Annotated in this window: 11 protein-coding genes; 5 read left to right on the top strand and 6 right to left on the bottom strand. The window is 58.7% G+C overall.

Features of this window, described 5'->3' with window-relative positions:
* Nucleotides 1-31: 31 nt before the first annotated feature.
* From Q1A75_RS07645 to Q1A75_RS07630, 4 genes are read right to left on the bottom strand one after another with little or no spacing between them, the layout of a single operon-like run.
* Complete coding sequence (locus tag Q1A75_RS07645; RefSeq protein WP_299591989.1) at nt 32-982, bottom strand: glycine betaine ABC transporter substrate-binding protein; 951 nt, start codon at nt 980-982, stop codon at nt 32-34.
* 30 nt (nt 983-1,012) lie between these two features.
* The gene (locus Q1A75_RS07640) at nt 1,013-2,599 is read right to left on the bottom strand and encodes an ABC transporter permease subunit (protein WP_299591991.1); all 1,587 of its coding nucleotides are present in this window, start codon (nt 2,597-2,599) and stop codon (nt 1,013-1,015) included.
* 1 nt (nt 2,600) lies between these two features.
* Nucleotides 2,601-3,659 (bottom strand): betaine/proline/choline family ABC transporter ATP-binding protein, encoded by a 1,059-nt coding sequence (locus Q1A75_RS07635; protein WP_299591993.1) that lies wholly within the window; start codon nt 3,657-3,659, stop codon nt 2,601-2,603.
* Nucleotides 3,656-5,980 carry an aminomethyltransferase family protein gene (locus Q1A75_RS07630; protein ID WP_299591995.1) on the bottom strand — a complete coding sequence of 775 codons (2,325 nt, stop codon included), beginning with the start codon at nt 5,978-5,980 and terminating at the stop codon, nt 3,656-3,658. The genes Q1A75_RS07635 and Q1A75_RS07630 overlap by 4 nt, the downstream gene beginning before the upstream one ends.
* A gap of 116 nt (nt 5,981-6,096) precedes the next feature.
* Between Q1A75_RS07630 and Q1A75_RS07625 the strand changes: the two genes are divergently transcribed.
* Complete coding sequence (locus tag Q1A75_RS07625; RefSeq protein ID WP_299591997.1) at nt 6,097-7,098, top strand: LacI family DNA-binding transcriptional regulator; 1,002 nt, start codon at nt 6,097-6,099, stop codon at nt 7,096-7,098.
* A gap of 23 nt (nt 7,099-7,121) precedes the next feature.
* Here Q1A75_RS07625 and Q1A75_RS07620 read toward each other — a convergent pair whose 3' ends face one another.
* Nucleotides 7,122-8,429, bottom strand: coding sequence for an MFS transporter (locus Q1A75_RS07620; RefSeq protein WP_299639425.1), 1,308 nt, complete (start codon nt 8,427-8,429; stop codon nt 7,122-7,124).
* 237 nt (nt 8,430-8,666) lie between these two features.
* On the opposite strand from Q1A75_RS07620, the gene Q1A75_RS07615 reads away from it, so the two are divergent.
* Entirely contained in the window at nt 8,667-9,533 is an 867-nt protein-coding gene (locus Q1A75_RS07615; RefSeq protein ID WP_299592002.1) for a DMT family transporter, read from the top strand.
* Here the strand turns inward: Q1A75_RS07615 and Q1A75_RS07610 are convergent.
* Nucleotides 9,522-10,328 carry a putative rhamnosyl transferase gene (locus Q1A75_RS07610; protein ID WP_299592004.1) on the bottom strand — a complete coding sequence of 269 codons (807 nt, stop codon included), beginning with the start codon at nt 10,326-10,328 and terminating at the stop codon, nt 9,522-9,524. The two genes, Q1A75_RS07615 and Q1A75_RS07610, sit on opposite strands and share 12 nt — an antisense overlap.
* A gap of 336 nt (nt 10,329-10,664) precedes the next feature.
* Between Q1A75_RS07610 and rpsL the strand changes: the two genes are divergently transcribed.
* The 3 genes from rpsL to fusA are packed head-to-tail and all read left to right on the top strand — an operon-like array spanning nt 10,665 to nt 13,663.
* The gene (gene rpsL / locus Q1A75_RS07605) at nt 10,665-11,036 is read left to right on the top strand and encodes a 30S ribosomal protein S12 (RefSeq protein ID WP_109385713.1); all 372 of its coding nucleotides are present in this window, start codon (nt 10,665-10,667) and stop codon (nt 11,034-11,036) included.
* Between the two features lie 12 nt (nt 11,037-11,048).
* Nucleotides 11,049-11,519: a 30S ribosomal protein S7 gene (rpsG, locus tag Q1A75_RS07600; protein WP_189371941.1), complete on the top strand. Its 471-nt coding sequence runs from the start codon at nt 11,049-11,051 to the stop codon at nt 11,517-11,519.
* A 26-nt stretch (nt 11,520-11,545) separates the two neighbouring features.
* Entirely contained in the window at nt 11,546-13,663 is a 2,118-nt protein-coding gene (fusA, locus tag Q1A75_RS07595) for an elongation factor G (protein ID WP_299592007.1), read from the top strand.
* Nucleotides 13,664-13,696: the final 33 nt, after the last annotated feature.

Below are 13,696 nucleotides of genomic sequence, written 5' to 3'. Positions count from 1 at the left end.
CTCGCGCCGGGTCTTTTTCACAGTGCGCAGCTTAGTTGATCCAGCTGTTCACGATGTCCATGTTTTCTGCCACCCATTCTTCGGCGACGTCCTGCGGGTCCATTTCGTCACGACCGATTTTCAGGATCCAGCCGTTCACGACCGCAGGGTCCAGTTGAATCTGGCTCAGGAACTTGGCCGCAGGCGGGTTCCGTTCTTCCAATGACTTGGAGTAGCTGACGAAGATCGATGCATCCGGAGTCTTGCAGCCCGCTTCGGACACTTCCAGCCAGTCTTCGCCATCCAGTTGCAGGTTCATGCAGCCTTCGCTGTGCTCGGGTTCGGCCAAGGGCGCGATGTCATAGGCGGCGTGGATCCATTCTGGTGTCCAGTAGTAGAACAGGATCGGCTTCTGGTTGCCGTAGGACGATTTCAGTTGAGCCTTGAAGGTCGCGTCCGAAATGATCTCGGGTTCCCATAGTTCGGTCAGGCCATAGGACTTCATCTTGACCTGCCAGATTTTCGTGGATTTCCACGACGCGTCACCGGCCCAGTATTCGCCTTTGCCGTTGCCGTCTTTGTCAAACATTGCGGCCACGGCTGGATCTTTCAGATCCTCGAACGAGCTGATTTGATCGGACATGTAGGCAGGCACATACATCTGCTGGGTGCCGGCATAGGGCTGGTTGTGCGCCACTGTGCCCGCGTCTTCGATGTATTTGTCCCATGGACCCTGCTGGTTCGGCATCCACATATCCGTCCAGACGTCGGCCGAGCCGTCGCCCTTGTCCATGCCCGCACCGATGATGGCCTGGTCGGACAGACCCTCGACGATTTCTGCTTCGGAGTTCAGCGGCCCTTCGATCACGGTCTTGATGACATGCGCGATGGCTTTCGCACCGGTCCAGTTGAGGTCCGAGATCGCCACCTTCTCCTGCGCGGACGCGCTGACGGCGGCAATTGAAAGTGCACCTGCAGCGGTGAGCGTTGTCATGAGTTTCATTTGTGTCTCCCTTTTTGAACTCATTCTTGGTTAGTTTTTCATTGTGTTGGCTCTCTGAACGACGCGGTCGATCATCATCGCCAGAAGCGCGATGCCGATCCCGGCCAGAATGCCTGCACCTGTTCGGGTGTTTGCGAGGGCTTCGGTCACAATGAAGCCCATGCCACCCGCGCCGATCAGTGCCGCAACCACGACCATGGAAAGCGCCATCATCACGACCTGGTTCACCCCGGCCATGATGGAGGGCAGCGCCTGTGGCAGTTCCACCTTCATCAGCAACTGCCGCGGGTTTGCACCAAACGCGAGTGCCGCTTCCTTGGTGTTCTCGGGCACGTGCCTGATCCCCAGCGCAGTTAGGCGCACCATGGGTGGCATCGCAAAGATCACCGTGGCAAGGATGCCTGGCGGTTTACCAATCGAGAAGAAGGCGACGGCAGGCAGTAGATACACGAAGGACGGGATCGTCTGCATGATATCCAGGATTGGTGTGATGATCGCCTGTCCCCTGGTGGATTTGCCCACCCAGATGCCCAAGGGTAATCCGAACACCACACAGATGATCGACGCGGCAACCACCAGGCTCATGGTGTCCATCGCCGTCTGCCAGAAACCAAAGAGGGCGAGATACCCCAGGGACGCGGCGACGAATATGGTTATTCGGGCCCCTGCCATGGAGTAACTGATTGCCAGAATTGCCCCCATCGCAATGATCCACGGGGTGCCGACAAAAACCGCCGTGATGGCCGACAGCATCGATCGAAGGAAGGTGGTGATCCCGTCGAAGAAGAAGCCGTAGAAGGCGGTCAGGTAGCCGATCCCGTCATCGATTAGTTGGGCGGTGTACTTGTTCAGGTTGACCGGGGGCAAGCCTTCACGCGGAGCCTCGCGCCGGACAAAACGGTTGCCATCATCGTCGCGTGGATAGGTCACCTCGTCGCGCCGGTTGAGCCAGACGATCGTGGGGAATTCACCAATCACGAGGCAGTCGAACTGGTCCTTGAACGCGACTTCTTCTCCTTCGGCCAGTGCACGCGTTTGCTTGATGCAGGTGCGTTCCTCGGGTGGGAATTGCGAGGCACGGTAGAGCATCAGCGGGGCAATCATGGCAACGATAACCGCCGCCCAGACCAGCCGTTTCATGTCCCAACCTGACGGTTTGTTGTGGTCCACGCGCCAGACATTGTATTGTCGGAAGTAGATACGGTCAGCCAACCAGCCGAACACAAGTCGGCCGAGGATGAAGATGATCACGGCGGCCCACAGGCTGGACATCGTCCAATCCTCGTAACGCACCACAAGGAAGTCCTTGCCGTCGATCACAGCCTGTTCCGCGGCACGCGAGAATTTCCAGACCTGCATCAGGTACACTGCAGCCACCAGATCGATCAGGAATCCGATCCAGAACAACACCTTGTTCGCGCGTATCGCGGCCCACGGAAAGCCTGCGATGACCGCCATCCAGTTGATGTGGCTGGTGGGCAGTTTGGCCTTTTGGATCGCCAGGAACGTCTGGGCGAAGTAGCCGCCTGACTTATCAGCAAAATCGGCAAAGGGTTTGGTTTCGTCATTGGCTGCCGCCGCCGCGCCGCCGAACTCATCGGGTGTGATGTCGGTCATCTTATGCCTCCCCCTGAACGCCGTGCAGGATTGCATCTTTGGACACGACGCCCACGACGTTGCCGTCGTCCTTGATCAGGATCGGATGATCCTGGTCCACGCTAAGCGCGATCAGCTTATCGAGGTCGTCATCGGGTTGCGCCACCGGCGCGTCAGCCTGTTTCACGGCGCCGCGCCGCGCCTCGTAGGCTTCGAGCGGCTCCATTACCGTGTGGGCGTAGAGCAGCTTGAGCTTGGAAATCCCGGCCACAAAGTCGGCCACATAGGCGTCGGCCGGGTTGGTCACGATGTCCTCGGGTGTACCGGTCTGCACGATCTCTCCGTCCTTCATGATGGCGATGCGGCTGCCCATACGGATCGCCTCGTCCAGATCGTGTGTGATGAAGAGCGTCGTTTTTTTCATCGTCTTCGACAGTTCAAGGAATTCGTCCTGCAAGCCGCGCCGGATCAGCGGGTCGAGGGCGGAAAATGGTTCGTCCATCAGCAGGATGTCCGGGTCTGCGGCCATGGCGCGGGCGAGGCCCACGCGTTGCTGCATTCCGCCCGACAATTCGTTGGGGAATCTGTCGCCGTAGCCTTGCAGGCTGACGAGGTCGATCACCCGGTCGGCCACCTGTGCCCGTGTGTAGGCATCGATATTGCGCAGCTCCAGAGAGAAGGCGACGTTGTCGCGTACCGTGCGGTGCGGTAGCAATGCCATGTTCTGGAACACCATGCCGATCTTGTCGGCGCGCATGGCCCGCAGCTCTTCGGCGTTCAGCTTGCCGACATTCGCGCCGTTGATCAGGATATCGCCCCCTGTGGGTTCGATCAGCCGGTTGATGTGTCGCACGAGGGTGGATTTGCCCGATCCCGACAGTCCCATGATGCAGAAAATCTCGCCTTCTTCGACCGATATGGAGACATCCTTGACCCCCACAACCGCGCCGAACTGCTCCAGCACTTCGGCCTTGGACAGGTTGTCCCGGCGGACGGTTTCCATGGCCTCGCCGGCACGATCGCCAAAGATTTTCCAGACGTTGCGGGTGACGACCACCCCTTCTTCTGTGTTTTCAGTCACGCGCGTGCTTTCTCTCGTTTCGGGTCCAGGAAGGGCAGGTCGACAAGCGTTGCGCCGAGGCGCTTCATATGTCCGTCCAGTTTGCCCACTTCCAGTTCTGTGCCGGCGGTGGCGTTTTCGATGGCGACACGTGCCATGCCGATTGCATGGCCAAGCGCGGGGGAGTTGCAGGCACTGGTGACCACCCCAACCTGTTCACGGCCGACAAAGATGCCATCACCATGGCTTGGAGCTTCGTTGCCGGCCATGTGCAGCCCCACCAGTTTGCGCCGCGGTGCCGTGCTGTTGCGTTCCAGCGCGGCCCGTCCAATGAAGTCGGGCTTTGCCAAATCAACGGCGAACCCCAACCCGGATTCGAACGCATCGGTGTCGGGACCAAATTCAGCGCCCGAGATCATCAAACCCGCCTCGATCCGCAGCATTTCGAGTGCGTCGCTGCCCATGGGGACCAGCCCATGCGGAGCGCCCGCCTTGATCAATGCATCCCAGATGGCAACGGCGTCAGCGCTGTCACAGAAAATCTCGTATCCCAGCTCGCCCGTGAAACCAGTGCGGCACAGCATGAACATGGGCCCGTCCCGGTCGTGCAAACGTGCGACGGTAAAGCCGAACCATTTGAGGTTGTCGAGCGTCGGTCGGGACGGCTGTGTGAAGACGATTTGGCGCAGGATGTCCCACGATCCTGGTCCTTGCAGCGCAAGGTTCTGCATCTTGCTGCCGTGGCTCAGGACGCGAGCATTAAGCCCGTGGGCCTCTGCCTGTTCGCGCAAATGCAGACCCGAGTTGTCCGACCCACAGCACCAGCGAAATGCGGTGTCTTCCAGCCGAAACAATGTCCCGTCATCCAGCACGGAGCCCCGTTGATCACACATCAGCGCATAGAGCCCGCGATGGGCCGACAGCTTGGCCACGTTTCGAGTCATGCAGCGCTGTAGCAGCTCTTCCGCATCTGGGCCGATGATGTCGAACTTCCTGAGCCCGGACATGTCCTGCAGCGTCGCCGCGCCCTTGCACGCCCAATATTCGGCGATGGACCCCGTGGCATCGTATTGTGTGGGCACCCAGAGATGCCGGGCGACGTGGTAGCTGCTTGTCAGCTTGGAAATGCGCGGGTGAAAGGCGGAATGGGTCGTCATCTGCGCGGCGTCCTCGGGGTTTGATCGCCACGACACCGCGTGTTGGATATTGCTGCCTTCTTCGTAAATACGCACATGAATATCCGTTGGGTTCCAGCCGTTGATGGGATCCACATCGTCGGGACAGGCAGTGGAAACGCAGACCAGATCGGTCAGTGCCTGCATGGCCACGTAGTCCCCCGGGCGCGACCATGCCTCGTCCGTAGCGATGTGATGGTCTTGCCAGTTGATCCAAGAGTTGAAAAAGAAGTTGATCGCAGGCCAGGCGCGCCGCGATTGAATGCCGTAGGGGTCAAATGCTCCGCTTATGTTGTCGGAACAGTTGATATGGCCGGGAAATCCGCGTTCTTCATAGCCACGCGCCGTGCAGGCAAGCGCAAAGGTATCGTGTCGTCCGACGGTATCCTGGCGCACCGCCAGCAACGGTTTCATGTCCTGATCAAAGAACTTGTCGTGCAGGCCAGGCAAGGGGTAGGCGCCGCGCGCCATTGTGCGGGAAACGGCGCTGTCGATGTATCGCTCGGTGCCTTGGTCCAGCGCGTCGCTGCGCATCGCCATGAAATCCGAGCATTGCTGCCCTTCCACGTCGATGATCTGGACGAATTGTCCTTTCTTCAGGGTATACGCATGCGCCGTGCCGCGGCTGACCCGCCATTCATCCACGATCCGGCCCATAGGGTCCGGCAGCGATGCTTCGATGATCTTGCCTGCGGGTGGTTGGATGGACAGGGCGACCTGCCCACCACCCCCAACGCTCAGATAGTTCTCGGACATTGGTAGAATGCAGAACAAGTCCACATCCTTGGTCACCTTTGCGATGTGGGTGTCGCCCGCCATATCCGATGCGGAGAAGATGCGCAGGCCGCGTCCGCGGCTCAAGTCGCTGTCGCGGCTGCGCGCGATGGACTGCATTTGCATTGTGTCGAAACCGTCATCTGGCAGCGCGTGGTCGGCGGTGCCAACTTGCGCGAATGCGGCGAGATCGAAGTCGCGCGCGGTATCCGCTAGTGCCGTCAGCCAAACATCGCAGCCGCCGTCGACATTTGTGATCGATACAACCGATCCCGCCCGCACCCGCACGCGTTCCATTTCGCCATAGCTGATGTCGCGGCGCAGGGTCGTCGCATCTTTCAAACCCTGATACCGCGCACGAACAGGCGTGTAGGTATCGCTTTTTCGCAACACGTGGTTTTCCCCGTTTGGTTCAAGCGTCAATTGATTGGTGCGCTGTGTAACCGGTTACATTTGAACACTTGCGAATCGGTTTGGTCAGGCATCTGGTGGGTGGAGGAGGGATTGTCGTGAGCAGGCTTGGGGCAAGCATACGGGATGTGGCACGGGAAACGGGGCTGTCGACTGCCACGATCTCGCGCGTTGTAAATGGCGGTACAAGGGTCAGCGAAGAGACCCGGAAGCGGGTGCTTGATGCCTGTGCTCGCCTTGATTACTTGCCCAATCCGGCTGCCCGAGCCCTGTCGACACGCAGATCCAAAGTGGTGGCGGCCATCATCCCGACAATTGAGCATTCTGTCTTTGCCAAGTTCATCGCAGCCATTGAGCGGACGCTTGGCCTACGTGGCTATTCCTTGGTTCTTGCGATCTCCAACTCAGATGAAGCCGAGGAACTGGCGGCGGCTCGCAAACTACTGGGGATGGGCGCCGATGCGTTCATACTCAGCGGTCAGACGCATTCCGGAGCGCTTTTGAACATGTTGGCCAAGCGACAGGTGCCGTACGCCCATACGTCAGTCTGGGATCCGGACAGCACCTGTCCCACGGTGGGATATGACAATGCCGGGCTTGCAAAGGAAGCTGTGAAGCATTTGCATTCCCACGGGCACAGGAACGTGGCGATCGTGCATGGTCCGTTGGTTGAAAGTGACAGGACACAGGCCCGCTGCGATGGTGCCAGATCATTGCATGGCCTGTTCGATACGTTGGATTTCTTTGAAACACCGCTCAGCGTGGCGGGCGGCAAGGCGTGCGTTGGTCGCACGCTGGCGGACGGAGGGGGCTATTCGGCGTATTTATGTTTTTCAGATGTGCTGGCTCTGGGCGCTTACTTTGCTTGCGCAGATGCAGGTAAGCGTATCCCGCAAGACGTGTCTGTAATGGGGTTTGACAACCTTGATTGGGCGGCCGAAGTGGTGCCCCCGCTAACAACTATAGACCTGCCCGCATTTGGCATGGGTGAGGCGGTTGGTGCTCAAATCGTAGAATGCCTTGAAACCAACGCACCGCTGCAAAGCCAATTGCTGCCTGCGCGGATTATCCAGCGTGGGTCTGTCGCCAGGCTGACCTAATGGCTTTCGGGTCTCGGACATTGCTATTTGGGTTGCCGTAACGGTTGAAAGCCGCGCTCCAATGGTCGCCATGCGCACAAGGTAAGCAGTGCGGCCCCCGCGGCGGCGGCGACAAAAGGCGACATGAGCGCGAATGTGCGTGGTAATACTCCTTCGACAGCGGTGACGATCAGGCCAGAGAGCAGTAACCCGAGGGGCATCATGCCCCAAGCCAGCAAGCGATAGATACTGTTCACCCGTCCAAGCAAGGCATCGGGAATGAACCGCTGGCGATAGGACACAGAGACCGTGTTCCAGATCAGGCCGGTAAATTCGAACAGGGCCAGAACCAGCGCCAGAGCGTAGCCGTTTGGCGCGAACGGGATGACTGCAAAGGCCACGGCCGAAGCCAGAGTCATCCACTGAGCTGCCTTGTTCTGGCCCATAGCCTTGACCACGCGGTCGGCCACGAGCCCACCGGCGATACCACCGACCGCGCCTGCCGCAAGGATCAACCCATAGCCTTGCGCCCCAATCCCGAGGTTCTCCTGGACATGCAGCACAAGCGCGATCACGACCATCTGGTGCAAAAGGTTCCAAACACCCGTGATCACAGCGAGCACTTGCAAAAAGGGTGCCGCGCGCAGAAATACCAGTCCCTCGACCAAGTCAGCGCGCACCGAACTCTGTGTTGTGCGCGTTGGTCTGAAATTGCCTGGAAGTGTCAGGATGAGCAGCGCGGCAAGTACAAACATGACGGCGTTCATCGAAAACGGTGCCCATAGGACCGCAGCGATCAGGAATGCGCCAAGCGCGGGCCCAAGAAGGGAATTGCCCACCAACTCAACACTCCAGAGCCGCCCGTTGGCCTTTTCGAGCTCCTCGTGCGGGACAAGGGCGGGCAGCATGGTTTGAGCGGCGTTGTCCCGAAACACCTCGGCCGTGCCGACCAGCAAGGCGCAGGTCAGAAGGGCATAAAACAGGGTGGGGTCTGAGGTGCCATTGTCGGGGGCAGGAGCGAGCGGAATGGCCGCCCAAACGAGGATCGCTGCCATTGCAAATGCCACGGCTCGCAAGACATCCATGCCCAAGATGAGCCGCCTGCGATCCACACGATCCGTAACCACACCGGCGGGCAGGGCAAACAGAAACCAAGGCAGCCGCAGCGCAATTGGCATAAGCGCAATCAAAAGTGGGTCGCGGCTGAGCAGCGAGGCAATCCACGCCCACACCACCACGGCAATCCCGTCGGCGAGGTTGGTCATGCCGCTGGCGGCGATGAAGCGGGGCAGGTGGCTGGATTGGGACATTGTCACCTCGTTGGCTGCGGTGGTCCATCTGTAGGGTTTCAAGCCGACTTGAGGTCAAGCACGAAAATACGCCGCTTGTACTTTGGTTGATCTGCCTCCTGCGTGATGCGCGCGCATTGTTCACATCGGGCGCGGATCGTCAGGCCTTGTGCGCTGCCAAAGGCCTGTTGCGGGTAGAGTTTAGGTCCTTTGCGAAGGTGTATTGATCTGTCTTCACCCGCTCTGGTCATTGCGTTTGCGTGCAACTAGCTTGTCACCGAACTGATCCGGCAGGTCTAAATGTCTCCCAATACAATTGGTGCGTTCTTGATGATGGCGTCCATGGCGTCGTTTACGATCAATGACACGTTGATCAAATTAACGGATGGACACGTGCCGCTGATGCAACTGCTGGTCATCCGGGGTATACTGTCGTCGCTATTGATCGCGTCCCTTGCACGGTGGTTGGGAGCTATTCATTTTCGCATCGGGGCCCGTAACTGGGCACTGATTGCTGTGCGATCCCTTGCTGAGGTGGGTGCCGCATACTTCTTCATCACGGCGCTGCTGAACATGCCGCTCGCGAATGTGACAGCCATTCTGCAGGTTCTGCCCCTGACAGTGGCAATGGGGGCGGCCCTGTTCCTTCGTGAACCAATAGGATGGCGCCGTATGTCCGCCATCCTTTTGGGGTTCATGGGAATGCTGCTGATCGTGCGGCCCGGGGCGGACGGCTTTTCGCTTTGGTCCGCATATGCGTTGATTGCGGTGCTCTGTGTCACGGTGCGCGATCTGGCAACACGTCGTTTGTCGCCCGATGTTCCTTCCATGACGGTCACGTGGGTCGCGGCATTGACCGTCACCGCCTTTGCAGGCGTTGCATCAACAGCCACGGAATGGGTGCCGATCGATATGCGTCTTGCCCTGCTGATCGGCGGAGCGTCGGTGTTTATCATCGGCGGCTATTTCTTTTCCGTGCAGGTGATGCGGGTGGGTGAAATCAGCTTTATCGCGCCTTTCCGTTATACTGGCCTTGTCTGGGCCCTGGTTTTGGGGTGGTTGGTTTTTGGTGATTGGCCGTCATCCCTTACCCTGGTCGGTGCCGCCATCGTTGTGGCAACCGGCCTTTTCACTCTCTATCGCGAGCGGGGTGTGTCAGGGGGCTGAGAACACGTTTCGCACCAGATCAATATCCACTGCGAAACGGTCGTGGAACAGCTGCACCTGCTCGGTCGTCAACGGCTTGACTGGGACTTGCTTCACCTTTTTCTGGCGGCTGTCGTTGTATCCGTTGTGGGTGCGTACAAACATGTCGGGATCCGAATATGTCACGCAGGGCATGAATTGCGGAATGCGTTCATGCATGAAGTTGTGAATTGTCATCTTGCAATTGCCCTGGATATGCATACCCAGGGCCGAGACATAGAAGGCGCGATGGATCTGCGTCGCGGAAATACCATGTGAGCCGACCTCGGCGACGTAACCTTGGTTCCAGTCCAGTCCAACCGCCTTGTGTTTTTTCGTCAGCGGTTGTGCATCTGTGGCGGCCTCGCGCAACTTTTCGATGAAGTCCACCGCGCATGCGTCATCATCATCGTGGCGGAACTGAATGCAGGGCTTGGACGGATCGCGGCGCGCATTATTCAGCAATGCCTTGGACATCTCGCGGCTGGGACGGGGTGGTTCGGCGATGATCTGCACTTGCGTCATGTTGGATGTCAGATCGTGCAGGCGGTCGCGGTGTTCCTTTGGAAACTGATCGCCGATCAGGATCAGAAGGTCAAAGTCCTGATCAGTTTGCGCACGCAGGCAGGGCAAGGCCATAGTTTCCAGCAGTCGGAACCTTTCCTCCAGACGCTCATGGGCCCATAGGTAGGTCATCCGATCCTCAATGCTCTCGTGACCGACCTGAAAACCTCCGATGGCAGGGTAGGAAAAGCGACATAACCCGATGATCTGCATGAGGGTTCGCCTCTTGTTTTTTACCTGTGTTGCGGGCAACTGTGCCCTACGTATTGAGGGCCTTGCAAGCCGCGTGTGGCTGTTGACACCCCTTCCGACTCCCCCTATACGCGCGCTATCTCGGCAAGGGGGTCGCCCCGGCACCGAAATCAAAACTTAAGTGGACACGATCCGGCCCCTGCATTGGCCCGATCCTCTGGAAACCCACCGCGTCGCCCCGAAAACCGGAGCGATTGCGGTTTTTGCGCTGTTGTGGACGCACGGCAGCGATGAAATTGAAACCGCGGGGTAGACCCGCATGACACATGTGTTGATGAGACGGGGAAAGAACCTGCAATGCCAACGATCCAACAGCTGATCCGCAAGCCGCGGCAGCCCAAAGTAAAACGCTCGAAGTCGCTTCACCTTGAGGGCAATCCTCAAAAGCGCGGCGTGTGCACACGCGTATATACAACGACACCTAAGAAGCCGAACTCGGCTATGCGGAAGGTTGCCAAGGTGCGCCTGACCAACGGTTACGAGGTCATCAGCTACATCCCCGGCGAGAGCCACAACCTGCAAGAGCACTCGGTTGTGTTGATCCGCGGCGGTCGTGTCAAAGACCTTCCCGGTGTGCGTTATCACATCCTGCGCGGTGTTCTGGATACCCAGGGCGTCAAAGATCGTAAGCAACGCCGTTCGAAATACGGCGCCAAGCGCCCCAAATAAGGAGAGCAGCAGATGTCACGTCGTCACGCCGCCGAGAAACGCGAAGTCCTGCCCGACGCCAAGTATGGTGATAAGGTGCTGACCAAATTCATGAACAACATGATGCTGGACGGAAAGAAATCGACCGCCGAGCGTATTGTCTACAACGCGCTTGATCGCGTTGAGAGCAAAATCAAGCGCGCACCCGTGGAAGTGTTCCACGAAGCGCTGGATAACATCAAACCGTCCGTCGAAGTGCGTTCGCGCCGCGTCGGTGGTGCCACCTACCAGGTGCCTGTTGAAGTTCGTCCCGAGCGCCGCGAAGCGCTGGCCATCCGCTGGTTGATCACCGCCAGCCGCGGCCGCAACGAAAACACGATGGAAGAACGCCTCGCCGGTGAACTGCTCGACGCTGTACAGTCGCGCGGTACTGCCGTGAAGAAGCGTGAAGACACGCACAAGATGGCCGACGCCAACAAAGCGTTCAGCCACTACCGTTGGTAATCCAGACACCCTGAGGAAGCAGCCCCATGGCACGCGAATATCCGCTCGACCGCTACCGCAACTTCGGCATCATGGCTCACATCGATGCTGGCAAGACCACATGTTCGGAACGCATCCTGTACTACACAGGCAAGTCCCACAACATCGGTGAGGTGCACGATGGTGCGGCCACCATGGACTGGATGGAGCAAGAGCAGGAACGCGGCATCACCATCACGTCGGCTGCGACCACCACGTTCTGGGAGCGCACCGAAGACGGCCAGACCGCCGAAACTGAAAAGCATCGACTGAACATCATCGACACCCCTGGCCACGTGGACTTCACCATTGAAGTTGAACGTTCGCTGGCGGTTCTTGATGGAGCTGTCTGTGTTCTGGACGCCAACGCCGGTGTTGAGCCGCAGACCGAAACCGTGTGGCGTCAGGCTGACCGCTACAAGGTGCCGCGCATGGTCTTTGTCAACAAGATGGACAAGATCGGCGCCGACTTCTTCAACTGCGTGAACATGATTGAAGACCGTACCGGCGCCCGCGCCGTGCCCGTCGGTATCCCGATCGGTGCAGAGACCGAGCTGGAAGGTCTGATCGACCTCGTGACCATGGAAGAGTGGCTGTGGCAGGGCGAAGACCTGGGTGCGTCCTGGATCAAAGCGCCCATCCGCGCTGATCTGGCCGACATGGCTGCCGAATGGCGCGAGAAGATGATCGAAGCCGCCGTCGAGCAAGACGACGACGCGATGGAAGCCTACCTTGAAGGCAATGAACCCGATGTTCCAACTCTGCGTGCGTTGCTGCGCAAGGGAACACTGGCGCTGGACTTTGTTCCTGTGCTGGGTGGCTCGGCGTTCAAGAACAAAGGTGTGCAGCCACTGCTGAACGCTGTGATCGACTATCTGCCTAGCCCGCTGGACGTTGTTGATTACATGGGCTTCAAACCCGGTGACGAAACTGAAGAGCGTAACATTGCCCGTCGTGCGGACGATGATATGGCGTTCTCGGGCCTCGCGTTCAAAATCATGAACGACCCCTTCGTGGGCTCGCTGACCTTTGTCCGCGTCTATTCGGGGACCCTGAACAAGGGCGACTCGATGCTGAACTCGACCAAGGGCAATAACGAGCGCGTTGGTCGTATGATGATGATGCACTCGAACGACCGGGACGAGATCACCGAAGCCTTTGCTGGTGACATCATCGCGCTGGGTGGTCTGAAGAACACCACAACCGGTGACACGCTGTGCGACAAGAATGATCCCGTCATTCTGGAAACGATGAACTTCCCCGATCCGGTGATCGAGATCGCGGTTGAGCCCAAGACCAAGGGTGACCAAGAGAAGATGTCTCAGGGTCTGGCCCGTCTGGCTGCCGAAGATCCGTCCTTCCGTGTGGAAACTGACCTCGAAAGCGGTCAGACCATCATGAAAGGTATGGGCGAACTTCACCTCGACATCCTCGTTGATCGTCTGAAGCGCGAATTCAAGGTTGAGGCGAATATCGGTGCCCCACAGGTGGCCTACCGCGAGACCATCGGTCACGAGGTCGAACATACCTACACCCACAAGAAACAGTCGGGTGGTTCCGGTCAGTTTGCCGAGGTGAAGATGATCATCACCCCGACAGAGCCGGGCGAAGGCTACTCGTTCGAGAGCCGCATCGTTGGCGGTGCCGTGCCCAAGGAATACATCCCGGGTGTTGAAAAAGGCATCAACTCTGTCATGGACAGCGGTCCGCTGGCAGGCTTCCCCGTCATCGACTTCAAGGTGGCCCTGATCGACGGTAAATTCCACGACGTTGACTCCAGCGTTCTGGCCTTTGAAATCGCGGCCCGCATGGGCATGCGCGAAGGCATGAAGAAAGCTGGCGCCAAGCTGCTGGAACCGATCATGAAGGTCGAGGTCATCACGCCTGAAGAATATACCGGTGGTATCATCGGTGACCTGACATCGCGTCGGGGTCAGGTGTCGGGCCAGGAGAACCGTGGCAACGCCATCGCCATCGATGCGATGGTGCCGCTGGCCAACATGTTCGGCTACATCAACACGCTGCGTTCGATGTCGTCGGGCCGCGCCCAGTTCACCATGCAATTCGACCACTACGATCCCGTCCCGCAGAACATCAGCGACGAGATCCAGGCGAAATACGCGTAATCGGGAAGGCGGGGTGAACCCCGCCCTACCACC

This window comes from uncultured Tateyamaria sp. (genome assembly GCF_947504105.1).
In the GTDB taxonomy this organism is placed as follows: domain Bacteria; phylum Pseudomonadota; class Alphaproteobacteria; order Rhodobacterales; family Rhodobacteraceae; genus Tateyamaria.
Note: the sequence above shows the minus strand (reverse complement) of the source record. Positions and strands in the feature narration are given on the sequence as shown.